The 25445-nt window shown below is 44.0% G+C and carries 28 protein-coding genes; 11 read left to right on the forward strand and 17 right to left on the reverse strand.

What is annotated here, in order from left to right:
- Positions 1-22 precede the first annotated feature (22 nt).
- The 3 genes from pxpA to asnA form a co-directional block, all read right to left on the reverse strand.
- Positions 23-781: a 5-oxoprolinase subunit PxpA gene (gene pxpA / locus ACYTXU_RS01330; protein ID WP_462207782.1), complete on the reverse strand. Its 759-nt coding sequence runs from the start codon at positions 779-781 to the stop codon at positions 23-25.
- Positions 782-835: 54 nt separating this feature from the next.
- On the reverse strand, positions 836-2056 hold the full coding sequence (locus tag ACYTXU_RS01335) for an Nramp family divalent metal transporter (protein WP_462207784.1): 1221 nt from the start codon (positions 2054-2056) through the stop codon (positions 836-838).
- Between the two features lie 326 nt (positions 2057-2382).
- Positions 2383-3375, reverse strand: a complete 993-nt coding sequence (gene asnA / locus ACYTXU_RS01340) for an aspartate--ammonia ligase (protein ID WP_462207786.1) — start codon at positions 3373-3375, stop codon at positions 2383-2385.
- A gap of 178 nt (positions 3376-3553) precedes the next feature.
- Here asnA and asnC point away from each other — a divergent pair, with 178 nt between their 5' ends.
- Entirely contained in the window at positions 3554-4024 is a 471-nt protein-coding gene (asnC, locus tag ACYTXU_RS01345) for a transcriptional regulator AsnC (RefSeq protein WP_290621791.1), read from the forward strand.
- A 30-nt stretch (positions 4025-4054) separates the two neighbouring features.
- Here asnC and ACYTXU_RS01350 read toward each other — a convergent pair whose 3' ends face one another.
- The 6 genes from ACYTXU_RS01350 to thrA all read right to left on the reverse strand — a co-directional run bounded on the left by ACYTXU_RS01350 (position 4055) and on the right by thrA (position 10847).
- On the reverse strand, positions 4055-4534 hold the full coding sequence (locus ACYTXU_RS01350; RefSeq protein WP_462207788.1) for a pilin: 480 nt from the start codon (positions 4532-4534) through the stop codon (positions 4055-4057).
- 3 nt (positions 4535-4537) lie between these two features.
- Complete coding sequence (locus tag ACYTXU_RS01355; RefSeq protein ID WP_462207789.1) at positions 4538-5521, reverse strand: hypothetical protein; 984 nt, start codon at positions 5519-5521, stop codon at positions 4538-4540.
- Positions 5511-6017 carry a hypothetical protein gene (locus ACYTXU_RS01360; protein ID WP_462207791.1) on the reverse strand — a complete coding sequence of 169 codons (507 nt, stop codon included), beginning with the start codon at positions 6015-6017 and terminating at the stop codon, positions 5511-5513. Before ACYTXU_RS01360 ends, ACYTXU_RS01355 begins: the two co-directional genes overlap by 11 nt.
- 137 nt (positions 6018-6154) lie before the next feature.
- Positions 6155-7450 carry a threonine synthase gene (gene thrC, locus ACYTXU_RS01365; protein ID WP_462207793.1) on the reverse strand — a complete coding sequence of 432 codons (1296 nt, stop codon included), beginning with the start codon at positions 7448-7450 and terminating at the stop codon, positions 6155-6157.
- Between the two features lie 2 nt (positions 7451-7452).
- The gene (gene thrB / locus ACYTXU_RS01370) at positions 7453-8418 is read right to left on the reverse strand and encodes a homoserine kinase (protein ID WP_462207795.1); all 966 of its coding nucleotides are present in this window, start codon (positions 8416-8418) and stop codon (positions 7453-7455) included.
- Complete coding sequence (gene thrA / locus ACYTXU_RS01375) at positions 8415-10847, reverse strand: bifunctional aspartate kinase/homoserine dehydrogenase I (RefSeq protein ID WP_462207796.1); 2433 nt, start codon at positions 10845-10847, stop codon at positions 8415-8417. The genes thrB and thrA overlap by 4 nt, the downstream gene beginning before the upstream one ends.
- Before the next feature lie 372 nt (positions 10848-11219).
- Here thrA and rpsF point away from each other — a divergent pair, with 372 nt between their 5' ends.
- The 3 genes from rpsF to rplI are packed head-to-tail and all read left to right on the forward strand — an operon-like array spanning position 11220 to position 12347.
- Positions 11220-11624 (forward strand): 30S ribosomal protein S6, encoded by a 405-nt coding sequence (rpsF, locus tag ACYTXU_RS01380; RefSeq protein WP_012800503.1) that lies wholly within the window; start codon positions 11220-11222, stop codon positions 11622-11624.
- 14 nt (positions 11625-11638) lie between these two features.
- Complete coding sequence (gene rpsR, locus ACYTXU_RS01385) at positions 11639-11866, forward strand: 30S ribosomal protein S18 (protein ID WP_012800504.1); 228 nt, start codon at positions 11639-11641, stop codon at positions 11864-11866.
- 25 nt (positions 11867-11891) lie between these two features.
- A complete protein-coding gene (gene rplI, locus ACYTXU_RS01390; RefSeq protein ID WP_462207797.1) occupies positions 11892-12347 on the forward strand; it encodes a 50S ribosomal protein L9 in 456 nt (151 codons plus the stop codon).
- A gap of 272 nt (positions 12348-12619) precedes the next feature.
- On the opposite strand, the gene ACYTXU_RS01395 is transcribed toward rplI, so the two are convergent.
- The 7 genes from ACYTXU_RS01395 to ACYTXU_RS01425 form a co-directional block, all read right to left on the reverse strand.
- Positions 12620-13450 carry a hypothetical protein gene (locus tag ACYTXU_RS01395; protein WP_462207799.1) on the reverse strand — a complete coding sequence of 277 codons (831 nt, stop codon included), beginning with the start codon at positions 13448-13450 and terminating at the stop codon, positions 12620-12622.
- Between the two features lie 20 nt (positions 13451-13470).
- Positions 13471-13872 carry a GFA family protein gene (locus ACYTXU_RS01400; RefSeq protein WP_462207800.1) on the reverse strand — a complete coding sequence of 134 codons (402 nt, stop codon included), beginning with the start codon at positions 13870-13872 and terminating at the stop codon, positions 13471-13473.
- 208 nt (positions 13873-14080) lie between these two features.
- Entirely contained in the window at positions 14081-14497 is a 417-nt protein-coding gene (locus ACYTXU_RS01405; protein WP_462207802.1) for a hypothetical protein, read from the reverse strand.
- Entirely contained in the window at positions 14491-14892 is a 402-nt protein-coding gene (locus ACYTXU_RS01410) for a thiol-disulfide oxidoreductase DCC family protein (RefSeq protein ID WP_462207803.1), read from the reverse strand. Before ACYTXU_RS01410 ends, ACYTXU_RS01405 begins: the two co-directional genes overlap by 7 nt.
- A gap of 460 nt (positions 14893-15352) precedes the next feature.
- Positions 15353-15784, reverse strand: coding sequence for a hypothetical protein (locus ACYTXU_RS01415; protein ID WP_462207805.1), 432 nt, complete (start codon positions 15782-15784; stop codon positions 15353-15355).
- A 182-nt stretch (positions 15785-15966) separates the two neighbouring features.
- Positions 15967-16230: a hypothetical protein gene (locus ACYTXU_RS01420; protein ID WP_462207806.1), complete on the reverse strand. Its 264-nt coding sequence runs from the start codon at positions 16228-16230 to the stop codon at positions 15967-15969.
- Between the two features lie 237 nt (positions 16231-16467).
- Positions 16468-16692 carry a hypothetical protein gene (locus ACYTXU_RS01425; protein WP_462207808.1) on the reverse strand — a complete coding sequence of 75 codons (225 nt, stop codon included), beginning with the start codon at positions 16690-16692 and terminating at the stop codon, positions 16468-16470.
- 608 nt (positions 16693-17300) lie between these two features.
- On the opposite strand from ACYTXU_RS01425, the gene dnaB reads away from it, so the two are divergent.
- The 5 genes from dnaB (at position 17301) to htpX (ending at position 22095) form a co-directional block, all read left to right on the forward strand.
- Positions 17301-18686, forward strand: coding sequence for a replicative DNA helicase (dnaB, locus tag ACYTXU_RS01430; RefSeq protein WP_462207810.1), 1386 nt, complete (start codon positions 17301-17303; stop codon positions 18684-18686).
- A 15-nt stretch (positions 18687-18701) separates the two neighbouring features.
- On the forward strand, positions 18702-19796 hold the full coding sequence (alr, locus tag ACYTXU_RS01435) for an alanine racemase (RefSeq protein ID WP_462207812.1): 1095 nt from the start codon (positions 18702-18704) through the stop codon (positions 19794-19796).
- Position 19797: 1 nt separating this feature from the next.
- Positions 19798-20211 (forward strand): secondary thiamine-phosphate synthase enzyme YjbQ, encoded by a 414-nt coding sequence (locus ACYTXU_RS01440; RefSeq protein ID WP_462209339.1) that lies wholly within the window; start codon positions 19798-19800, stop codon positions 20209-20211.
- A 25-nt stretch (positions 20212-20236) separates the two neighbouring features.
- Complete coding sequence (locus ACYTXU_RS01445; protein ID WP_462207813.1) at positions 20237-20950, forward strand: PepSY domain-containing protein; 714 nt, start codon at positions 20237-20239, stop codon at positions 20948-20950.
- A gap of 245 nt (positions 20951-21195) precedes the next feature.
- Positions 21196-22095 (forward strand): protease HtpX, encoded by a 900-nt coding sequence (gene htpX, locus ACYTXU_RS01450; RefSeq protein WP_462207815.1) that lies wholly within the window; start codon positions 21196-21198, stop codon positions 22093-22095.
- A gap of 538 nt (positions 22096-22633) precedes the next feature.
- On the opposite strand, the gene ACYTXU_RS01455 is transcribed toward htpX, so the two are convergent.
- Positions 22634-23176 carry a DUF2799 domain-containing protein gene (locus ACYTXU_RS01455; protein WP_462207816.1) on the reverse strand — a complete coding sequence of 181 codons (543 nt, stop codon included), beginning with the start codon at positions 23174-23176 and terminating at the stop codon, positions 22634-22636.
- Between the two features lie 288 nt (positions 23177-23464).
- On the opposite strand from ACYTXU_RS01455, the gene dusA reads away from it, so the two are divergent.
- A complete protein-coding gene (gene dusA, locus ACYTXU_RS01460; RefSeq protein ID WP_462207817.1) occupies positions 23465-24448 on the forward strand; it encodes a tRNA dihydrouridine(20/20a) synthase DusA in 984 nt (327 codons plus the stop codon).
- Positions 24420-25415 (forward strand): hypothetical protein, encoded by a 996-nt coding sequence (locus tag ACYTXU_RS01465; protein ID WP_462207818.1) that lies wholly within the window; start codon positions 24420-24422, stop codon positions 25413-25415. The genes dusA and ACYTXU_RS01465 overlap by 29 nt, the downstream gene beginning before the upstream one ends.
- Positions 25416-25445 lie beyond the last annotated feature (30 nt).

A 25445-nucleotide genomic window follows, 5' to 3' on the forward strand; every position in this document is an offset into this window, starting at 1 on the left:
ATTGGTGATCCTTAAAACTCTATCAAGCGATGCTGATATTGTTTTCTTGTAGGAGCTGATAAAGCTGTTTGGCAATATCCTGCGCAGAGGGATTGTCGCCGTGTAAACAAATAGTATCGACTCTTAGCTCAAGAGGTGTTCCTTCTATTGAGGCAATGGGCAATCCTTTGGCTAGCGTCAGTGCCTGATGAAGGCTTTGTTCAAATGTTTTATGCAATGCCAGCGTATGACCTCTTGGAACCAAATGAGTGTTGGCATGGTAATTCCTGTCCATAAAGCCTTCATGCAGAAAAGGAAGGCCAAGTTCTTCAGCAGCTTGATACATGTTGGATTGAGCCAGGCCTATCAGTTTTAAGTTAGAATCAAAGCGTTTGACTTCATCGGCAATGATATAAGCCAGCTCTTTATTGGCTGCTGCATTATTGTATAAAGCACCATGCGGTTTCACATGATGCAGCTTGGCATTTTGGCGCTGGCATTCTTCCGCCATGGATTGAATCTGATCTTGCAGCGTTTGCCTAAGTGACTGTTCAGAAAGCTTCATTGATATTCGGCCAAAGTTATCTTTGTCCGGGTAGGAGGGATGCGCACCAATTTTAAGCTGATGTTGGATAGCATTGGCTATTGTGACCCTGATACTTTCTTGATTGCCGGCATGGCCACCGCAAGCGACATTACAGGAGGAAATATAAGGCATCAATGCCGCATCCAGCTGCCACTGACTGGGATTAGTGCTTTCACCAAGATCGCAGTTGATGTCGATAGTTTTAGAGTTTGTCATAGCTTATTAATTTAACATATTTGCCCGGCTCACAAGAGAAGCACTTAATAAAATCTACAAGAGGTCGAATGCTGATAATAAACTACGGGCGCTGAGCATTAGCGTCACCAGTACCACCAGACCACCCAGCAAGTTCTGTAGTAAGGTGTTTTTGTGTTTCCCAAGAAATGCCTGATTCATGGTCCATAACAGAAAGATGGCAATGATCGGTAACAACAGGCCGTTGGCAATTTGCGCGAACCAAATAATAGAAATGGGTTTGAAGCCGATTGAGGCAAGCGTCACTCCAGTAATTAAAATGCTGATCCAGACCGCGCGGAATTTATAGGAGCGCATGTCATTGCCGAGTTGCATCAAGCCAGCCAGCGCATAAGCAGATGCCAAAGGCGCCGTGATAGCTGAGGTGATGCCTGCTGAGAATAACCCAATCGCCATCAGGTATTTGGCGCCAGCACCAAACAAGGGCTCTAAACTGAGTGCCATATCGGCAGCTGAATTGATTTCAATTTGTTTGGCGAAGAAAGCACTGGCCGCAGTAGAGATAATGGCCATGGTGATAAGGCCGCCTAGGGGAATGGAAATCCAGAGATCGCGACGCGCTTCCGGTAAATCCTGTTCGTCATGCCATTTCTTTTTTGCGCTACTGGCGTGTAGAAACAAATTGTAGGGAACTACTGTGGTGCCGATTAAGGCGATGACCGTTAGCGTTGCGCCATCTGGCAGGGTAGGAATCAATAATCCCTTAAACAGTTCGCTTAAGTCTGGTTTGGTAATGATAAAGGTTAGTAAGAATGACACGCTCATCAATAGCACAATGGCAATTAAAAAGCGTTCGATGAGCTTATAGCTTCCGGTCCATAGCAGGCTGAAAGCGATGATGCCGATCAGTAATGCCCAACCGTTCAGCGTGCCAGCCAGAAACCATTCGCCAAAGATTGCATCAATGCCTAAAGTCGCTCCAGCGATATTGCCGCCTTCATAAGCCGCGTTGCCAACGATAATGGCGCTAATTACCAACAATACAGCAACTGCTTTAGCGATGGGGTTTGTGAATTGCTCGCGAATAGATTCGCCTAAACCTTTGCGACCGACCACGCCCAGGCGGGCTGTCATCTCCTGCAGAATCATGGTGGCGATGACCGAAAATACCAGCGCCCACAGTAAAACGAATCCGAAGTTAGCACCGGCTTTGGTGGCGACGGTGACTGTGCCCGGTCCGATAAAAGCGGCCGTGACTAAGGTCGCAGGCCCAAAAGAAAACTTACGTTTTTTCACTAGGGGGTGTGGTGTTGGTAAGAATCTTTTGAGCCTACTGATTTATCAGGATTTAAGCAAGTCAGAGTCAATTTTGGTAAATGTAACGATCCAATATTGTCTTGGGCAGGCACACAGGCACTGCCCCTACCGTGAAATGTAAAAGTTAAAGTAGGGACAACTCATGAGTTGTCCGTACAGTTGGTCATTAAGTAGGTTGGATAAGACTCGGCACGAGTCGCCATCCAACAATTTAAATGCTTTGCGGTTTAGCACTGTTGGATGGCTCTTCGCTGATCCAACCCACAGCGGGCAGGCACATAGGCACTGCCCCTACCAAGACACGCTCACAGCAAATCAAGTGCCATTTCATCCGGCCATACACTGAATTGAACCTGTCCAATATGGGATTTCATCAATAGCAACATGGCCAGGCGTGACTGGCCAATGCCGCCGCCAATGGTTAATGGCAATTGATCTTGTACCAGTTTTTGGTGCCAGGGCATATGCAGGCGGTACTGGCACTGGCGCAATTCGAGCTGTCGTAAGAGCGCATCTTTACAGACCCGTATTCCCATGGAGGAAAGTTCGAAAGCATCTTGCAGAATCGGGTTCCACACCAGAATATCACCGTTTAACCCATGATAGCCTTCGCTGGTCAGCGAGCTCCAGTCATCATAATCTGGCGCGCGACCATCATGTGTTGTTCCATCTGCCAACTCGCCGCCAATGCCGATCAGGAAGACAGCACCGTATTGCTTGCATATTTCATGCTCACGTCGTTTGGCGGTTAAGTCTGGATAGAGCTGACGCAAGTCTTCGCTATGAATAAAAGTGATGTGTTCGGGCAGCAGTGGTTCGCGCCCCATCTGCTGTGCGATAGCGACATCCATAGAGCGCATGGCGGAATAGATTTGCTCAACGGTTAGTTTTAAATAATCCAGGGTGCGCTCGGCAGGACTAATCACTTTTTCCCAATCCCATTGATCAACATATAAGGAATGACGTTCGCTCAGGTGTTCTTCGTCAGGACGCAACGCACGCATTTGAGCAACGATGCCATGGCCGGGTTCAAAACCACCTCGCGCCAACAACAACCGCTTCCACTTTGCCAGCGATTGCACAACCTCAAGTTCTTTATTCAAGGTACGACTTAAAACTGCTACCGGACGTTCGATACCGTTTAAGTCATCCTGCACGCCATCACCCTTGATGGTTAGAATCGGTGCTTGAACCTCAATCAATGATAGAGCGTCACATAAAGTCTCAGTGAAGCGGCTTTTAATCGCTTGGATTAGCTTTTGATCTTGAACAAAAGCCTGATGTGGTAACTGTTGCATGATGAACCCCTTTTCTTATGAATCGTTATTATATCGATAACTAATTTGCTAAATGAGCTATATTTATCTAATTTAACGAGCTAATATGCAATATCTGTCTAATAAAAGTGTCACTTTGAAATATTAAATCTAATTAAAGTGGTTTTTATTGAGTGATATTGAAATAAGGGGTGATAAAGTGCAAAAAGATTATCAAATCGACAATCTGGATAAATCGATACTGTCAGAGTTATTACTAGAAGCGCGTACTCCTTATGCCAAAATTGCTGAGCAACTGGATGTGAGCGCTGGAACGATCCATGTTCGTATCGAAAAGATGCGTCAGGCGGGGATCATTAAAGGCACCAAAGTTCGCATCGAACCAAAGGCGCTGGGTTTTGATGTGTGCTGTTTTGTCGGGATTTTCCTGAAAAGTGCCAAAGACTATCAGCCTGTAGCAGCATTGTTGGAGCAAATTCCGGAAGTCATCGAAGCTTATTACACGACCGGACAATACAGTATTTTGACCAAGGTGGTGACGCCGAATATCGAAACCTTTCAGGATGTGTTGATTAATAAATTGCAGGCCATTGAGCAGGTACGTTCGACGGAAACAATGATATCCCTACAGAATCCGATCCATAGGGATATTGATGGGCTTTTAACTTAAGGCCTGGATTTTAGAGTTGTAGCTAAAAGCTTATCGGCAACTTGCTGGTAGATACTTGGCGTCAATATTCGTTTTATTCTCGCCAGCTGCGCTCATACCTTCTGGCGGCTGGTCGCCACCACAAACCCATGAGATAGGGCTGGTTGGACTGGCGGTGACATAAATTGGTCTGATGCTGAGTATTTTGCCGTCCAGTGGCGCATTGACTTTGTTGCCCAGCGTCACATGAATTGCCCCATCTTCCACTTGAATTCCGCTGACATAATTACCCAGTAGATGTTCAGGTTTTGGTGCGCCCGCTTCGAGGTTATCTTTAGGGAATTTGGTGTGATATTTGTAATATTCCTTAATCGTGCTTTGCACTTCGCTGGATAGAGTGATGCTCTCGGCTATTTTGGCGCGGACGATATAGTCCTGATATGCAGGCAGGGAGATAGCGGCCAGAACACCAATAATGGCAACCACCACCATCAACTCAATTAAGGTAAATGCTTTGATTGGATGTTTCATAATTTAGAATCCTGTTCCAAGTTGGAAAATAGGTAGATAAATCGAAATCACGATTTGGAAAACGATAAAAATTAAGAATAGATGCAGCAGGGTAGCGATGACCCCAGTCTTCTGGTGAACCGACTCAACCGCCTGAGTTTCTACTGAGCTTAATAAGTTAGGACTTTCCTGCTCGAAGGTTTGCAATGAAAACAAAGCAAGCAGTTGTTCTCTTTCCTGTTGATTAAACAATTTGTCGAAAGTAAACCGCTCCGAGTTACTAAAGAAGGGTGAGTTTAAGGCACTCAAGCGCTCTGCTTTATTTTGGGGTAAACCTTGATGGAACGCCTTTAGGTTATGGACAAAGTGAATACGGCTCAGTTGGAACATAATTCCTTTCATAATCGGCAGCCTGGTTAAGAACTTGCCTTGAGTGAAGGATTCCGCTGACTTGAAACTGGCCAGCGCAAACAGTCCAATAATGATGACGGGTGGTAAATAGAGCAGTAGCGACCACCAGGACTTCATTCGCAATATGTCCATACGACCCACAAAGTCGCTAGAGTGAAGCTGCCCATCAAGCAACACCGAACTATAGACTGGTAACAAATAGAGGTTGAATGTGGTTAAAACGATTAAAGCAATCACGCTTAATAACGCACAATAACTCAGAATCCGGAGCAAGCGGCTTTTGATGATCTGTGCAATTTGCAACTCACTGTTATTGGCATTGACGTAGTTTTGCAGCACCTCTACTTCAGGCAGCCCCAGCTCTTTGCCTCGCCTAAGTTGCTCAGTGATGGACGAAGCACTTTTAATATTTAACTTTTCAAAGGCTCTTTCCAGACTCTGGGTGGCCTCGTAAATGGTATGCGCTTGTTGCCAGCTTTCCAGTTGGCTTTTGGGAACCTCGTTGACCAGAATATTAAAGGCTGTACGCGGCTCTTCGCCCTTTGCTAATAAATGCACAAACTGGCGTAAGTAGAAAAGTTGATTATCATTTTTCATAATAGTTTATCTTGCACATATAAGGCATGAGATGGAAAGTTTCATTCTGCTCTATCTGGCAGATAGGGCGGATGACTGAATTATTGGTATCGTCCAGTGTAATGGTTAATCTGCTTTCAGGGTATTGATAGTATGGTTCCATGACCATCACCGTTTTACCATGAGTGCTGATCAGTTCTTTAAATTTTGGAAGTTGCTCTGCGTTAACAAGAGGCTTATTGGTAGTTTGAGTATCCTCAAAGTGGCCATGCCAGGCGTAATATTCCTGCTGCCGCTCCCGAGGCTCTAATAAGTGATTAGTGAGCCCTTCAACAAAGGCTACTTTATAAAAGTAATCAGGCAAAGTTTTGAGCGACACAATGATCAAAATGCCAATAATAGCCAGCGCAGAAACAATATCCAAGGACAGCCAGGAATGGGTCCTGAAAAAGCTCTTGCCGAGCAGGAAAGGGTATGTGTTGCGTAAAGAATCCAAAGTTTTTGTTCTAATCTCCATATTTGGGATGATACTAATACAGTCGTTGGGTAAGGTCAATTTAGGCTACACCTTTGCATTCACTTTATAAACAGTAAGCCGAATATATCGGCTCTGTTTGCAAACTCTCCATGAAAATGCTCTATGAAAACTCTCCATTAAAACGAAGACATCAAGTAGTCTTTCAAGTTCTTGAAGTTACTGTCCTTGGTGGTGGATAAATTAGGTTTACTCAACGGATTACGAATCGTATCGGGTAAATCAACAGCTGAGCCTGTAATGGACTCCACGGATTGGGCAAACTTGGCCGGGTGAGCGGTTGAAAGTGCGACAGACTGTCCAGCGGAATTGGTTGTTTGTATGGCTCGTAGGGCTACCGACGTGTGTGGATCAATGGTGTATCCCGCCTGATGGGTTGTGAGCATGGTTTGCTCTACCTCGGCCTCGCTAATGGCGATAGCGCTAATATCACGATGCATCGTTTCAGGATGATCTTTAAAAAGGTGCAACAATCGTGGGAAGTTGTTTGGACTGGCAACGTCCATAGCATTGGATGACGTTCTAATGGTTGGACGTGGTTGCCATTGGCCCTCTTCGAAGAAACGAGGTACCGTATCGTTGGCATTAGTCGCTGCAATAAAGTGCTTAATGGGCACGCCCATTTTTTGAGCGATAAGGCCTGCCGTGATATTGCCAAAATTGCCGCAAGGCACTGACACAGTATCAATTGGTTGCCCAAGCAATTGAGGAAGCGCCGCATAGTAGCAAACCTGGGCTAATAAGCGTGCAATATTGATAGAGTTAGCTGAATTCAGGCGATGCTTCTGGTTAATCTCCTGATCATCAAAAGCCTGCTTAACCAGAGCCTGACAAGTATCAAAGTCGGCCTCTACTGCTATGGTGTGAATATTGTTGCCCAGCGTGCAAAACAGCTGTTCTTGTTCAATGGATATTTTCCCTTTGGGATAAAGAATCACGACATTGATATGTTCCTTCTTATGAAAAGCATGAGCTACAGCCGCGCCGGTATCGCCAGAGGTGGCGGTGAGGATAGTAATCGGTTCATGAGTAAACTGGCTTAGGCATTCAGCAAGAAAGCGCGCACCGAAATCTTTAAAAGCCAGCGTCGGCCCATGAAATAATTCCAGAATATGCTGCGAATCTGAAAGTGAGTGCAGTTTTAACGGGAAATTAAAAGCTCGTTGCACAATACCTTCTAACTCTGCTTCATTGAGTGAGTCGCTGGTGAAAGATCGCAACACTTCAAAGGCGACTTGTTGAAAGTTGTCATTGCTGAAAGCAGAGCGGGAGAAGCAGCCTGGTGACAACTGGTCTTGCGATAGCGCCGGTATCTGTTCAGGCAGGTACAACCCCTGGTGGTTACCCAGCGGCTTTAAAACAGCCTGCTCAAAGCTGACTCTATCTGCAGAATCTTTAATGTTAATGAATGGCATGGTTATTCCTCGGCAATAATTCTAGCACCAGATGACGACAGCTGGCAGATATAACAAAAGGCCTGATCATTAGAGCGATAGTTGGAAGCTAAATAACGCTCTAACGCTTCGGCACTGGCCAGAGTATTAGCAACCGTAAATAGGGTAGGTCCTGAGCCAGATATCCCGACCACTTTGGCCCCAAGTTTTAGTAACTCGGTTTTATGGGTGACATAGTCGGGCAGTAAATCCTGCCGATAGGGTTCAGCAATCAGGTCATTAAAATGAGCATACAGTTGCTGCTCATCCTGCTCGTAAAGGCTCTGTATAAAGTTTGCAAGATTGGCTGCATGTGCAATGGTCGTTTGCATGGGTAATTGTTTCGGCAGAACTTCCCTGGCCTGTTTCGTCATGAGACGAGTGCCCGGATTAGCCACCACAAAGTAACCTGAGAAATTCCAGGGCAGCTGTCGACTGAGAACACCATCATTACCCATTAATTGCAGACCGCCTAAATAGCAGGGGGCAATGTTATCGTAATGTAAGCTACCGCTGATTTGCGCTTCCATCTTACCCATCATCTGTAATAGTTCATGCTCAGTAAAGGGCTGCTTGTACCAATGGTTCAGTGCAACCATCATCGCAACGATTGAACTGCTGCTGGAGCCGAGTCCGCTTCCAACGGGTAATCTTTTATCCAAAGTTACTGACAGGTTTTCAATGGGGGGTTCTCGGCCAGTCGCTGCGTTCTTTGATTCAAGTTGTTGATTAAAAAACTGCAGACAATGATAGATAATATTATCCTCAGGATTTGCTGGCAGCTGTTCATGAAAAGGGCCTTTAACGTTCCATTTACCGTAGCAGTGACGAGACACTTCAATGATGTCACCCAACAAATAATCATTAACGGGTTGTAAAGCTGCGCCCAGTAGATCGTAGCCTACCGAGAAGTTGCCAATCGAGGCCGGGGCGAATACTTTAATTTTCATGACATGATCTCCTGCTCTCGATGTGGAATGTTCTGTAAAATATCGGCAAATAAGCCTGCTGCGGTAACCTTTGCGCCAGCACCATACCCTTTTAGTACCAGAGGAATGGGTGAGTAATAGTGGCTGTAGATGGCAATGGCATTCTCACCATTTTTAACCGAGTATAAAGGATTATCCTGACCAACCGATTGTAATGAAACCTGTAGCTTGCCGTCATTAAAAGATGCGATGTATTTCAGTGTCTCATGGTTACTCTTGGCTTGGGCAAATAGTTCAGAAAAGTAGTGGTTGGCCTGCGGCAATCTTGCGATAAACTCTTCGGAGCTGCCATCGAGATTAAAGTTCGCCGGTAACAGACCTTCAATGGCGATATCAGAGAGCTCATATTGTGCGCCAACCTCCCGTGCCAGAATAAGCAGTTTACGGGCAACATCCATACCGCCTAAATCGTCGCGTGGATCCGGCTCAGTAAAACCTAAAGACTTGGCTTCCAGTACGGCTTCTGAAAACGACTTGCCTTCTTCCATTTGTCCCAAAATGAATGACAATGAGCCGGACAGAATGCCTTCAACATGATGAATTGCATCACCTGAACACATTAACGAATACATGGTTTTTAACACTGGCAGGCCAGCCCCAACATTGGTTTCATATAGATACTTGCGAAATTTATGGTGAGCAAGCTTTTTCAATTGCTGATAGTAAGAGTATGGGCCTGAGTTGGCTTTTTTATTAGCGGTCACCAAATTAAACCCCATCTCAATATAATCAGCATACTGCTCACTCACAACCTCGGAGCAGGTGCAGTCGACCAGTGTTGGATTAATATAATCACCTGAAGCCAATAACTGACTTAAAATTTCTTTTGATAAAGTACCAGGACTTTTCTGCAAATTCGTCTGCCACTCAGACTCAAGCAAGCCATTCTTACAGTTAACGTAATGTCTAGAGTTAGCGACCAGGCAAATTCGTAACGCGATATTTTTTTCCTGTAAAAAGTTCTGTTGAGCATAAATCTGTCGAATCAGTTCCTGACCAACATTGCCGCAGCCTAAAATAAAAAGATCGAGCCGCTGTCTACGATTGAAAAATTCGGCATAGACTAATTGGCATGCCTGCTTGGCCTGTTCACCCTTGATGACTACAGAAATAGAACTTTCAGAAGAGCCTTGGGCAATCGCTTCGATATTAATATTGCCATGGGAAATTGCCTGTAAAAATTTCGAGGCAATACCTCTTCTGTTTTTTAGTCCCTGACCTACCAGCGAGACGATGGCTCGGGTCTTATCAACCTGAATCGGGTTGAGTTGCCCTTGCCTGATTTCGCTGTCGAATTCAGAGTTCAAAATTTGCAGGGCACGTTTACACTCACTGTTGCGAATTGCGAAGCAGATACTGTATTCGGAAGATGACTGGCTGATCAGAATAATCGAAATATGCTTGGCGGCCAACATTTCAAAAATTCGCGCAGCAGAACCATAAGAGTTTCTCAAATAAGCACCACTGACGTTAAGCAGGCAAATATCGGGCTGGAATGAAACTCCTTTAATGGTGTCCTGACCAAGGTGTGATGGCTGAATTAAAGTTCCACTGTCTGCGGGTGCGAAGGTATTTTTGATGCGCAAAGGAATACCTTTGAGCTGTAGTGGAAAGATGGTTTTAGGGTGAAGCACTTTAGCGCCATGGTGGGCAAGCTCCATTGCTTCCTGATAAGTCATGGACGGCATTAATTTCGCATTCTCAACAATCCGTGGATCTGCTGCGTGGATTCCAGAGACATCAGTCCAAATCTCACACGATTGGGCGTCAGCCAGGTAAGAAAAAAGAGCTGCCGAGTAATCCGAACCATTGCGACCCAGCAGGCAGGCATCGCCCGGTTGAGTGGCAGCGATAAAACCCGGTGCGAGACTAATCTGGGAAAGAGAAGGGGATGCTTCTTGCCATTTCCTCATAGAGCGGGCTAAATCGGCTCGCGAGTCCAGAATGACACCTTCCGCAACGATATAGTCCTGACTATCAATCAAGGCAACGGACATAGCCTGTTGTTGCAATAAAGCCTGCAAAAGATAACAGCTGAGGTATTCACCTGTGGACATGATTACAGCGATATTTGAGTTATTCAGTGATTCTGTTTTTGTTAAATCGGCAAGTTGCTGAAAAACAAAATCCATTTTTTGCAAAAGGGATGAGTCCTCAGACAGCCCCAGTTCCTCAGCGATCTGTTTATGGTGGCGGGCAATGGATTGTAGAATAGACTCTGTAGTCGTTGATTTTTGGCTATTGCAGAGAAGCTGTAATGCATTAGTTGTGTCAGCGACAGCTGATAATACAACCAGGGTCTGACTTCTTTCCTGACCAATAATATCAGCAACTTGCAGCATGCTTTGCGCATCTGCCAGCGATGATCCACCAAACTTGAGTACTTTCATAGTATCTATTCCCGTGTGTTTCAAAAAAGCAAAAAAAAGCCCGAGGTTTTGAGGCCTCGGGCTTGGTAATGGGTACTTCTATTACACAATAACTAGCCGGCGACCTCCGAAGGGAAGATCGTTGTGGTGGTAGTTGTTGTATAGAATTTATGCATGAGCGCAGATTAAGGGTAAATGACAGGACTGTCAACGTCATGGAGAGACTGCGATATAACCATTTGTTCTGGTTGATTTTTAGACTCTTTGCGACTAAAATACGCGCCCTTAGTGGCTATCCACTAATTTTTTGACAATCTGGTTTACTCCTTGTTGCCATTAACTTTTAAATAAATCAAAGAGTTACTGGTGGCTGGAAACCGAAAGGAGACTTTAATGAGACACTACGAAATCGTATTCCTAGTGCACCCTGACCAATCTGATCAGGTGCCTGGCATGATCGAACGTTACACAAAGATGATCACAGACGGTGCTGGCACAGTTCACCGCCTAGAAGACTGGGGTCGTCGTCAACTAGCCTACCCAATCAACAAACTTCATAAAGCACACTACGTTTTGATGAATGTTGAAACTACTGGCGAAATTATCGAAGAGCTTGAAGATGCATTCCGCTTCAATGACGCAATCTTGCGTAACATGGTAATGCGTCGTAAAGAAGCTGTTACCGAAGCCTCTCCTATGGCTGCTGCTAAGAAAGACGAGAGAGATGAAAAACCTCGCCGTGAAGCAGAAGTTAAAGAAGAGAAATCTGAATCAACTGAAGAAGCTTCGGCTGAGTAATAAGGAGACATATCATGGCACGTTTTAATCGTCGTCGTAAGTTCTGCCGTTTCTCGGCTGAAGGTGTTGTTGAGATCGATTACAAAGATACCGCAACATTGAAAAACTACATCACTGAAACAGGCAAAATTGTACCTAGCCGTATCACAGGCACAAGCGCAAAATATCAACGTCAATTGGCGTCTGCTGTTAAACGCGCTCGTTTCTTGGCTTTGTTGCCTTACACTGACAGCCACGAATAAGCGGCATTTTTAAGAGGAAATAACGATGAACGTCATTCTACTTGAAAAAATCCGCAATCTTGGTGACTTAGGTGATAGCGTAACTGTAGCAGCTGGCTATGGTCGTAACTTCCTGATTCCACAAGGTAAAGCGGTTCCTGCAACTAAGGATAACCTCAAACATTTCGAAGAGCGTCGTGCTGAATTACAAGCTGCCGCTGACGAGAAATTTGCTAAAGCACAAGCTCGTGCAGAGCAACTAGCTGGCTTATCTGTGACTATCACAGCAAACGCTGGTGACGAAGGCAAATTGTTCGGTTCTGTTGGCACAGCTGACATCGCTGACGCAGTTACAGCTCAAGGCGTTGAACTTCAGAAGAAAGAAGTTCGTATGCCAGAAGGCGCAATTCGTCAAACTGGCGAATTCACTTTTGAAGTGCACTTGCACCCAGAAGTTGAAGCTAGCATCAAAGTTATCGTTGTTGGCGAAGAACAAGCTTAAGTTTAAGTTTGTAAGTAATATAAGAAAGGCACCTTCGGGTGCCTTTTTTTATGGATGGTGTTTCTCGAGCCTTTATTTCGGGGATACCTAACCAACATCAGAGCAGAAACTTGTAGGTTGGGATGAGTAAAACGAGTCCCAACTCTTTTTAGATTTATAAAATGGGTAGCCGATAGCCGTACCCAATCAATCTAAATCTTCATAACACTCTGCTTTCTCAAATCATTATTCCTCTGCTTTGCTTTGTTAAAACGCAAAGGATTGTTAAAACATTACTTCTTATCTTTTACTTCTTCGATATCACCATCAACAACTCGCCACAAGCCCAGTGAGGTAGCTATATAAAGTGGGTAGTCATAACTCAGACTGGTAAAGACATGAACCGGAGAAGGGATTTCATCAACAATATGAGTCATCATAAGCGCGTGTACATCTTCCCCCTGTGGTTGTAAATGCATACAGCTTTTCGAGTAAGACTCTTGCTCTAAAACTGTCATGCCATCTCGTGATACTAAAATTCTTTGCGCTCCACCAATCGGAATAACGCCGGGCTCTGTCGGCGGTGTCAAAAAGAAAACATTCCAGCCAGCATCATCTTCTACTACTACGCTGTTAAGGTTTTCTGAGCAAGCTTCGGTAATACTGTTTCCAGCGCTAGAGAGTGCTTTAAGCATGGTCTTTTCTTCTTCTGTAACCGTTCGCTTGGGATTGGTTTCAAAGTCAGAAATTTCATAGCTGTCATTATAGAATACATCGGCGAATGACAGGATTTGTCCGTCTATAGTGGAGCGATAAAAACTGACTCGATGGTTTCCTTCAGGATCAAGATGTACAAGCCAGCCTTGTGGGTTTTCAATCTTACTTAGATCGATTTCTTCACGCACCTTATCTGTTGCCGTCCAAGCAAGAGAGTCTTTTATCCAGATGAAATAACCGGCTTGCTCACTGAACTGGAGTTTTTGAATTTGTTCAGGTGTGTAGAACAGGGGCTTTTGCGACTCCTCAGACGTAGTGACATTATTCATATTGTCACTACTTTGCTTCGAGTTTGTTTGGCAGCCACAAGTCACAAGTACGAGCACAGTAATTAATAGTTTTTTCATTGTAAGATCCTTATTAAGTTTTATTGTTTGGGAAGGCCGGGAAATCGTTTGGAATTTCCCAACAAATCCTCCCAGCTAGACCTATGTTCACAAAAGATATGTGCAGTAGGATTGATGTTTGGTGATGAGTTCAAACTTCCCGCAGGAACAATGACAATTTTTTCACGGATTTCTGTAGGTACTGGTGAGCCGCACTCTGAGCAAAAGCTTTTGGTAAAGAGAGTGCTTGGCAAATTATATCTTTTTACCAGTTGCTTGCCTTGGAGCCAGTTTAAAGTAGCTTTAGTATTAAATAAGTTTGCCCCGTGAACAGTTCCAGTTGCTTTTCTGCATCTGGAGCAATGGCAAAGATAAAAGCTTTCAAAATTATCACTGATATCAAACTGAACTTCGCCGCAAAGACATGAACCTGTAATTTGCATAGTAACCTCTTAGACTAAGTGCCTGACTTCCTGCCTTACAAAGTACTCTAGGTCATTTGACTTTTGAAAGGATTCTTAGTCAATGGCCGTAGGCTGGGATGAACTGCGTGAATCCCAGCTGTTTTAATTCGTTGCACCAAAGTGTATTAATTGCTGGGATTCATTTCATTGGGTCTGCCCCTAGGGTGCATCACCAGCCTACAAGGTGCTATATGTTATTAAAATGCTTTCTTGTGAGAATCAACGGCACTAAAAACAAAACCAATACTATCCCATTAAGATAAAAATGTGCAAAAACATTATGAGCGATGGAGAAGGTGGTATCCAAGACACTCCATATTAAAACCGCGCTAACTAACAGCCACCAGTCTTTCATTGTCCTACCTTCAAATGCTTTTCCAATCGCGTAGAAAAATAACAAGCCCCAGCTGGTGACGGTTGGGCCAAAGACGCCAATCAAAAATCGTAGAGATTCAGGGTTGCTGTCAGGGAACGCGATTTTTAGGTGCTGGAAGTAGGGCGCTGCCAGTGGTGTATAAACCATGATGGGTAACAGTAAACCGCCGATGATATGAATAATGGCTAAGACTTGTAACCAACGTTTGGCTGTTTGTAGAGTCACCATAAAAACCGATCCATAATCTCTTTGCTGGGTATCATGCAGTAATTGTGTTTACCAAAAAGCTTGTAACGGTTTAAAGCTATCCGGTCATAGCACCAGTCGCGAAACCTTAAAGGAAAAATTTGGAAAGCCCTAAGCCACGGCCATGGCTTTTTAAGGTGTTTGATAATTTCGAAAAAAGCTTCTGATCGGAAGTAAGCCTCACCATCCACAATCAAAACCATAGTCTCAAAATTATCAGTATCAAGCCCATGCATTGATAACAGATCTTGTCCTTTGGGTGACTGAACTGAACAGAACTTAAAAACCGCATCAGGATCACGCTTAATCACAAAAGGCACCCAGGCAGAGCAGAGCTTACATTCACCGTCAAAGAGTATGATTGGGTTAGTGGGCATTGGTTATTTTTTTAGTTTGTTATAAATGGCTTTGTTTTGAGCCTCTTTGTAGCGACGAATGTTTTCGTTAACGTTATTCGTTTTCTCAAACTCTAAAAACGTTGGAGGCACTAGACTTATTTCGTTCTTCTTTACTGGTTTTATGGGAAAGTACTGCTTTATGAAGTAAATGATATAGAAAGAAATGATAAGTGCTACTGGCGCAATATGATAAATAGAAAGATTGAAGTGGTAATGAAGATATACCGGCATCGGGGCGATTAATAAACAGACTAATAAGAAACTAAACCCCATTAATTTAGTGTGAGTGAAAACTGAGTTGCACGAAAGGCAAAGCATATATGGGTGAGAGAAGAAAGGTTTATAATAAAGCTCTTTCTTTTCACAACTAGGGCATATTCGTTTCATTCAAAAAAATCCATGAGATTAGGTAATTAACGTCATCACTAATAGCGGTTATCTATTCATCTGTTAAGTTTAAATGGGCTAATTTCAATTTCCCTTCCAACTCAAGAACAATAAATTCGGACTTTAACACTGTCTCTCCAAATGTACATTTTGCCTTATAAAACATGGCACCTTCTATGAGTTCTTTAGACATGTCAGCTAATTGGTAAAAGTCACACTTTTTAAAACTGCCAATACCAACATACTTTTTAGAGATTGCGGTATAGCGTTCTTCATGTTCAGAAAACATCCAGTCAAAAGCAAAATGTGCTTTTAGTACGTCACTTTCCCAATTAACACTATAGCTCTTTAACACTTCGCTAATCATAACAGCATGTTTTGAAGCAATTAGGGTTTCTTTTATTGTTGCGTTGTCTTCTCCATTTGCTTTTAATGAGATAAGAGCGCAGAGATATATAAATATTGATAGTTTGTTTATATTCATTCTATTTCTCTATATTGGGTTAACATTTGATTATATCAATTTGTTGGTAGGACTTTATTATCATGGGGGTTATTATACAAGTGGTGATTTTTGTAGTTGCTTGTGAGGATAATGGTCGTCAGTTGTGTGTGTGGCTAGCTTATTTCTTAACCCATTAACTTTTTTAAAGCGCCCACACTTCTTTAACCTTTCTCTATACTTGAAGCCCATAGTATGTAGTAGCTTGAACACATTGTACTCAAATTACGACCTTCTATTTTGAAGGTTATTACCTCAGGTGGCATGTTATAATTTTTCAGAGCTTTACCCACCACTTTGACCTTGCCTTTAATTTCCTTGAACTCTTCAAGCTGCTCCTCATTAAGGGCTAGAGATACGCAGTGCTCCCCTACATCTAATATTGCTGTAGTTGCTGGTGGTGTGAAATAAATTGTTATGTCACCCACTAAAGTACACTTCTTACCAATAGAGCACTCTGAGTTAGCTGATGTAGTGTTAGTCATCAATGCTAAAAAAGGTATTAATAAGTAGGGTAGCATGGATCTTTCTCTCCAAATGACCATGAGGGTGATACTGAGTTTAGCCAGTAGCCTCGATTAGGGTTAGCACACCAAAGGCACTATCGATGCTCGTAATCGAGCGATGTTCAATTAAAACCTCGAAGTTACTCTGTTCTTTCGAGGCTACGATTGCTTGTTTTGATCACTTTCAGACTCAACGCCTTTTTCTTTGGGCTTTTTAAAGAAATAGTAGATGCCCACTAGAAACATAAGGCCACCAAATACGAGACCAGTAGTTTGGCCTGCTTGGTATGCTTCAGAGCCTTGTGAGAGTTGCCCCCAAAGCCCATAAAGCAAAATAGCTCCGCCCCACAATGCGCCGATGGCTCCAAATATTCTGTTTCTCATGCTTTCTCCTTGTGAACCTAACATTTTATTAAACGAATTCGGTTGGTAAGACTTTATTATTATTGGTCTTTTGAAACAAGTAACGATTTTATTGTTTGTCTAAAAGGGGGGCTGGAGTTTATAAGAGCTGGGATTCATTTCATTCATCGCCAGCCTACATTCTTTATCAGTATTGTCAGTTGAGCATAAGGCAAAAAGGATTGGAGGTAGGGTGGGCCTTGCCCACCGTAATAGACGTATAGAGCGAGTGGTGCGCCAAGGTGCACCCTACAGAACTGCAAGCTACCAACCAGCGTCACTCCTGCCAAGGCGGGAGTCTATTTCTTTAAGCTTTTTGTGGATTCACCACAGGCACTTCCTTCGGTCGCCCACTTTTACCTAAAGGTATTCCCTGCGGTCACGCGGGTGGAATGACAAGATTAAGAAATGCTCTTAGACACAATACTTATCCACAACTTATCCTCAAGTCATCCATAGGTTTATTGTATTGCTGTTGACTGCATAAGAGTTAAAATGGCTTACGTGGTAAACTCTTGTGGTTTATAAATGGGTTTGTGTTCAGTATTTTGAATACGGCCATAACTTATTGTTAACGCTAGTGACAAAAAATGCTTACAGCCAATCAATCAGATAATAAAATCAGAGACTTAAAGATTCCTCCGCATTCTATCGAGGCCGAGCAGTCGGTGTTGGGCGGTGTGATGCTGGATAATGAAGTGTGGGAGATGGTGTCTGAGATGCTGTTGTCCACGGACTTCTATGTGAAAAACCATCGTGAGATTTTCAAGGCGATGGAGGAGTTGGCCAATACGGCGAAGCCGATGGATGTGATTACGCTGTCGGAGCATCTGGAGCATAAAGGCGATACTGATATTAGCATGGCATTTCTGGGTGATTTAGCTCAAAACACGCCAAGTATCGCTAATATTCGCGCTTATGCTGAGATCGTTCGTGAAAAAGCGATTATGCGCCAATTGATTTCGGCGTCGAATGAGATTGCTGATGCCAGCTTTAATCCGAAAGGGCGCGGCTTGGCTGAACTGATGGATATGGCTGAGCGTAAGGTATTCGCCATTTCCCAGGCTCGCGAAGCCAGCGGCGAAGGCCCGAGCAAGGTCGAAGATATTCTTAAGAGTACCATTCAACGGATTGAGACCATTCAAAAGACCAAAGGCGGTATTACGGGTTTGGCGACCGGATTTACCGATCTGGATAAAATGACCTCTGGTTTGCAGGCGGGGGATCTGGTGATTGTGGCGGCGCGTCCGTCGATGGGTAAAACTACTTTTGCCATGAACATCGTTGAAAATGTTGCCCTGAATCAGGAAAAGCCAGTTTTAGTATTCAGTCTTGAGATGCCGAGCGAGTCGATCATTATGCGTTCGATTTCGTCATTGGGTCGTCTTGAGCAAAACAAGATTCGTTCCGGTCAGATTCAATCCAGCGAAGACTGGGATAAGTTTAACAGCGGTGTTCTACAGCTGAAAAACCACACCAAATTACTCATTGATGATGCGGGTGGTTTATCGCCTGCTGAGATGCGTTCGCGTTCGCGCCGCGTTGCTCGCGAATACGGCAGTGTTGGGTTAATCATGGTTGATTACTTGCAGCTAATGACGGTTCCGGGCATGAGCGATAACCGTACCCTTGAGGTCAGTGAGATTTCACGATCTTTGAAAGCTCTAGCCAAAGAGCTGGAAGTTCCAGTGATTGCCTTATCGCAGCTTAACCGTTCTTTGGAGCAACGAAGCGATCGCCGTCCGGTGATGTCGGATTTGCGTGAGTCGGGTGCGATTGAGCAGGATGCGGATTTGATTCTGTTTATCTACCGTGACGAGGTATACCATCCGGAAACAGAACGCAAAGGCATTGCTGAAATCAAAATTGGTAAACAGCGTAACGGTCCTATCGGTAGTGTTGAATTGAGCTTCCAGGGGCAGTTCTGTCGATTTGATAATCTGGCGCATCAAGACTATGAAGCGCAAGGTTACTAGTAGCGAGTCATACTTATGCGCTCAACTAAAGCAATTATCAATCTGGCGGCCCTGCGCCATAACCTGAAGACGATTAAAAAGATTGCCAGCGGTAGTCGTGTAATGGCTGTTGTTAAGGCCGATGCTTATGGGCATGGTCTGGTGCAAATTACCAAGGCGCTGACTGAGGGCGCTGACATGTTTGCGGTAGCAACGGTTCAGGAAGCTCTGTCACTGCGTAAAGCAGACATTAAAACGCCGATCCTGTTGCTGGAAGGTATATTCAATGCCAAGGATCTGGAGTTGGTGGTTGAGCATGACTTACAGGTAGTGTTGCATCATTGGCCACAAATCGAAGCGCTGCAAAATTTCAAAACCGATAAGCAGATTAAAGTCTGGATCAAGCTGGACTCAGGTATGAATCGTCTGGGTTTTGCCTTGCAGGATTTGGCACTGCTTGAGACCACATTATCGAAAATCCCTTCAGTGGCAAATCCGATTCGATTGATGTCGCATTTCGCTTCGGCAGACGATCCAGAAGATGACTTTTCGACCATTCAGCTGGAAGCCTTTGACCAAGCCACCAAGCATATTACTACTGAAAAATCGATGGCCAACTCTGCCGGAATCTTAACGCAGAAAGGTGCTCATTATGATTGGGTGCGCCCCGGCCTGTTGCTTTACGGTTGTTCGCCTTTAGTAGGCACCGAAGCATCCGAATATGATTTAAAGCCAGTGATGTCATTGGAGTCACAAATTCTAGCGGTTAAACCGATTAAGAAAGGCGAGTCCACGGGCTATGGCCGGCATTGGTTTGCTGATCGAGACACCAATTTAGGACTTGTAGCAATTGGTTATGGCGATGGTTATCCGCGTCATGCCAAAAATGGAACACCGATTTGGGTCAATGGTCGTATCGTACCGTTGGTTGGGCGGGTATCGATGGATATGCTGGCGGTAGATTTAGGGCCTGATTGTCAGGATGTGATGGGTGATCGCGTGGTGCTGTGGGGAGAAGAGCTTCCTGCCGAGCGAGTCGCACCTTACGCCGATACGATTCCTTATACTTTGTTCTGCGGTGTAACACGTCGCGTTCGTTTTTATTATAAAGACAAGTCGTATGAGTTCTGAGATGAGTTTTTCTGAAACACTGCATATCAAGACTCAAGGCCAGGCTTTGCATGAGTTTACTCATCAGCTGGAACAGCTGGTTCGCCAAGCCGATAAACAGATTGGCATCTGCCATGTATTCGTGCGCCATACTTCATGCAGTTTAATTATTCAGGAAAATGCGGACCCGAGCGCCAAACGCGATTTGGAACATTGGCTTAATCGGCTGGTACCTGAGAATGATCCTCTCTATACTCACATCTACGAAGGCGCGGACGACATGCCTGCGCATATCAAAGCAGTGTTAACTGCGACGACTTTAAGTATTCCTATTGTTGATGGAAAACTTGCACTTGGTACCTGGCAGGGTACTTATCTTTGGGAACATAGACACGGTAGTCATAATCGACAGCTGATCGTTCATATCAGCAATTAAATTTCTTCTTTAAAAGTGATTCATTATGAAACCGATTGTTTTCTTCCGTAAATTCCATAAATGGCTTGGTTTGATTATTGGCATCCAGGTTTTGTTCTGGGCCGCTGGCGGCTTTGTCATGACTTTTTTCGATATCGAAGAAGTGCGTGGCGAACATACCATGGCCGAACAGGAACCTTTTACTATCAATCAGCCTGTTGCTGTGACGGCTCAACAAGCCATTAGTCAGATCGATTTTGAACCAGAAACTATAACTCTGAAAGGACTTTTAGGAGAGCCGGTTTGGATTGCGACTCATCAGGAACAACAAGCCATTATTGATGCACAGACAGGCCAGTTACTTTCGCCTTTGGACGAGCTCCGGGCAGGGCAAATAGCTCTGGCTGATTTTAGCGGTGAGGGTGAGTTGGTTGAGCTGCAGTTGCTTTCCGAAGAGTTGGGCGAGGTGCGTGGTAAAGGCTTACCCATCTGGCAGGCTCAATTCAATGATAGTGACAATACGCGCCTTTATATCTCGCCACAAAACGGAGAAGTGGTTGCCCGCCGTAATGACACCTGGCGAGTGTTTGATTTCTTCTGGATGCTGCACATCATGGATTATAAGAACCGCACTGACTTCAACCATCCGTTAGTCGTATTCGCAGCTTTGCTAGCCTTATTTATGACCTTAAGTGGCTTGTATCTGGTTATTAAGATGGTATTTTTAAAACCTAAGCGAGCTAAGGTAACGAAAGCCTAATCTCCATTTATGGCAAAATTAAAGACTAACACTAAGCTCATACTGCTCATTCTGGTGATTGGGCTGGGCTTATATTGGCTGATTAAGTTATTGATATTTAATTATTTGTTATAGGCTTATACTTGGTTACAAATTTTAATGCTTTGCTGACCCTTAATTGACTTGTCTATCGGCGTATAATCCCAATATATTAGTCAGTAGTTCTAGCTCGCATTGAGCACCTTATTTATCTTACGGAGAAACAAATGTTAAGACTCGGTTTGTTCATATTAACCAACTTTGCCGTTTTGATTTTGGCCGGTGTGGTTTTAAACCTCATTGGCTTTAATAGCCTGATGGCTGAAAATGGTGTTGACCTGAACCTGACAGCACTATTGATTTTCTGCGCTATTTTCGGTTTCGGCGGTTCTTTTGTTTCCTTGCTGATGTCGAAATGGATGGCTAAGCGTTTCATGCATGTCAAAGTGATTGATAAGCCCACTAACGAAACGGAGCAGTGGTTAATCAATACTGTGTCGGATCTGGCGCGTGATGCTAAAGTTGGTATGCCTGAGGTGGGTATCTTCCCATCACCGCAGTCGAATGCTTTTGCTACCGGCTCGAACAAAAATAAAGCCTTGGTTGCAGTCAGCCAGGGTTTGATGCAGCGCATGAACCGCGATGAAGTACGCGCTGTGTTGGCGCACGAAATTGGCCACGTTGCCAATGGCGACATGATTACATTGACCCTGATTCAGGGTGTGGTGAATACCTTTGTATTATTCTTCTCACGAGTCATTGGTCATTTTGTTGACCGTGTGATTCTTAAGAACGAACGTGGCTTTGGTATTGGCTACTTTGTGTCGGTGATGGTTGCGCAAATTGTTTTGACTATTTTGGCCAGCACCATAGTGATGTGGTTCTCGCGCCGTCGTGAGTTCCGAGCGGATGAAGCGGGTGCTCAATTGGCCGGCACCGGCGCCATGATTTCAGCACTAGAAAAGCTCAAAGTTGAATATGATATGCCGTCGGATATGGGCGAAACCTTTACCGCTTTTGGTTTGAAGAATGGTCGTACAGGTTCGTTCCAGGAAAAGTTTGGTAGTCTGTTCTTATCGCACCCACCATTGGATAAGCGAATCGAAGCATTGCGTAATCGTTTTTAAGTTTTCTTTTGTCATACCGCGGTACCAAAGGCACTTCCTTCGGTCGCTCACCGCGGTATCTAGCGACTTTGCTCTTTAACTAATTTATAAAGACTTATTGCTTAACTCGTTCTGGGTGAAGCAAACCAATTCTAGAAAGACACTGGATACCGCGGTCAAGCCGCGGTATGACGTGCTTTGGTTTGGTCTTGGAGTGTCTATTAATCCAATGGTAGATATTAAAGATCCTGGAAACATTGTGTGCCTAACTTGTATTGCCTTCTTACCGATACACATCCAACAGGTAATTGACTCGGCTGATCTGGTTATTGGTATCCTTTATTTCTTCATCAATATCATCCAGTGCTATAGGTTGGGTTAGAAGCTTGCTTCGTAACCCAACAAGCTTATTCGATTGATGGGTTACGTACTTGGTCGGGTCTGCCCCGTTGGGTATAACCCATTCTATATGTCTAATAAAAAAGCCCCTTGCTACTTGATAGCAAGGGGCTTTTTTATTCTGCCACACCGCGGTATGACATGCGTTCTTATTCAGTCGTTACGAATATTGTCTCAGCAGTGCTTCAACTTTATCCAGATCAACTTCAGCTTCATCAATTTGATGGCTTAACTCTTCAAGTTCTGCTTCAATGCGATCACGCTCTTCTTGATTCTTGATGCGGCTAATAGCGATGGTTAATGCATCATATTCACGCTGCAATTCAGACAGTTTTCTTGCGATACGGGAGTATCGAGTATCCAGGCCTCGTTTGTAGTTGTCGTAATACTCCGTAAAATGTGTGCCACAGTTCGGATTTGGGTGTCTGCCGCCATTACCGAATTGGTATCCATTATGCGAGTTACAATACAACTCAATGCCTTTCTGACGGCCACTTTCATAGTCATCGCGATTAATAGAAACAGAATACTCTATACAGGCTTCTTCGTGCTTTAGTATATAGTCGGCATCGCGACCATATTTACCATCTTGATAACCTAGTTGATACCAGTTACCTGACAGGCACTCAGACTCGGATAGGGTTGCACAACCCTGTAAAGCGAAAAGGGATAAGATTAATACTAAAGTGATATGACGTGACACTACTTCCTCCTGATTAGTTTTTTTTATAGAACAGCTAATTATAGTTAAAAATCTAATTTAAGCCATTTAGGTTGTAAAGCGACAAATATGGGCAGAAGTGGTCAATATATAAGCAAAATAAGGAGGTTCTGCGAAATGATACGAGATGCACTATCCTGCTTGATGTCGTTCACTTTCCAGTTGGATGAAAATAAGGGGATGTTGTTTTGTCGCCCTGCTATTTCCTTTATAATCGCTTTTCGTGGTACTTCCGGTGCCTTAATAACCAACAGCTAAGCCCCAAACCTGATGAATTCAAGAAAAATTTGTATTGCTCCCATGTTGGATTGGACTGATCGTCATCAGCGACGATTCATGCGTCTGATCACCAAACATGCGGTGCTTTACACTGAAATGATTACCACTGGTGCCATTATTCATGGTGGGGCTGAACGCCACCTGAAATTTAATCAGGAAGAGCATCCAGTTGCGGTGCAGCTCGGTGGCAGCGATCCAAAGGACTTGGCTCATTGCGCTAAAGTCTGCGAAGACTTTGGATACGATGAAATTAATTTGAATGTCGGCTGTCCCAGCGACCGCGTGCAAAATGGCCGCTTCGGTGCTTGCTTGATGGCTGAGCCTGAGCTGGTGGCGGAATGTATGTCTACCATGGCTAGCGCGGTGGATGTGCCGGTTACAGTTAAAAGCCGTATTGGTATTGATGATTTGGACTCTTATGAACACCTGCATCATTTTATCAACACCGTACAGTCAGCTGGCGTAAAAACCTTTATTATCCATGCGCGCAAAGCCTGGCTTAGTGGCTTAAGTCCCAAAGAAAATCGCGAAATTCCTCCATTAAGGTATGACATTGCTTATCAGGTGAAAAAAGATTTCCCTGATTTAGAGATTATTGTGAATGGTGGTGTCACCACACTTGATCAAGCAGATGAACATTTGCAACATACTGATGGCGTCATGATCGGTCGCGAGGCTTACCACAATCCTTATTTCCTGGCTGAAGCTGATAATCGGTATTACGGAACACATTACGACATCCCAACCCGCTTTGAAATCGCTCGTGAATACATGGACTATGTGCAAAGCCAGCTCGATCAGGATGTTTATCTAGGCCACATGACGCGCCACATTCTAGGCCTGTTTTTTGCCCAACCCAAAGGCAAATTATGGCGCCGATATTTAAGTGAAAACGCCTACAAAAAAGGCGCAGGATTAGAAGTGCTTGAAGGAGCTTTAGCAATTTATGAAGAAGATCTTAATACTGTTAGTTAGTCTGCTAGTCATTATTTCAATAGTATATTTTTGGCAACAATCAGATCCAACACCACAAAAGAAGAAAGAAGCACTTCAGGAGCCTGCACAAGAAGTTACGCAAGAAGTTGCAAGTGCCAGTGATTTAACAGTCTCGGTAGAGAAGGGTGCTGCTAAAGAAGAAAAACCAGTTACAGAGAAGAAGCAGGTTACAAATATTTATCCAGCTTTCAGGGATTGCTCTGAGCAGGTCGATCAACAATACCCTGGGATGAATATTGAATTATATAAAGTCATGTCAAAGGTATATTCCGATGGTGAAATGGCTGCCGGTATTAGTCCCTATCAAACCATGCCAACGGAGAGTTTAAAGTCTCTGGCGGAAGCTAATGACGTTGATGCCTTGTTTGTTCTTGGTACCGAAACAATGTGGTTAGCTTCAACTGGTTTACCGATCAATAATCATAGCGATGTTCCAAGACTAAGTAGTGAAGAAAGAGGTGAAATAACAAAAAATCACAAGCTTGATTTCGAACTTTTAGAGCAAGGCGAAGAGTATTTGTTTCGCGCCGCCACTCTTGGAAGATTAGGAGGTTTAGCTGAGTATGCGTCTATGGCGAGTGTTGGAATGAGTCGATTAAGTGAAGACGCTGATGAAAAGAAGGTTCAGAAACTTATCGCAAAAATTTTGGCCTACTCTGAACTGGCTCGCGAAGTTCACCGTGAAGATGGAATCATGCAAGAAATCATGAAAAGTCAACTGGAGTCTGTGGAGCGCAGAGCTTTTGAGCCCTTTGTTGAAAATGATGACTTCAAATTGTTTAAGGCCAATGTTCAGGAAAGAGCTGATTACGAGTTTGAAGAGTTATTTAAGCGCTGGAAAGAGCATCGTAATTATCATGGTTTACCCGTTCACCCAAAATTCATCACGGGTGATTTGGTTGAATATAGCGAAGCAATGGAAGCCTGTCATAAGCTATTGAATTGATGGGCAGGGGATGTAGCGAAGGTTAGGACT

The sequence above is a fragment of the Kangiella sp. M94 genome (assembly GCF_054926195.1).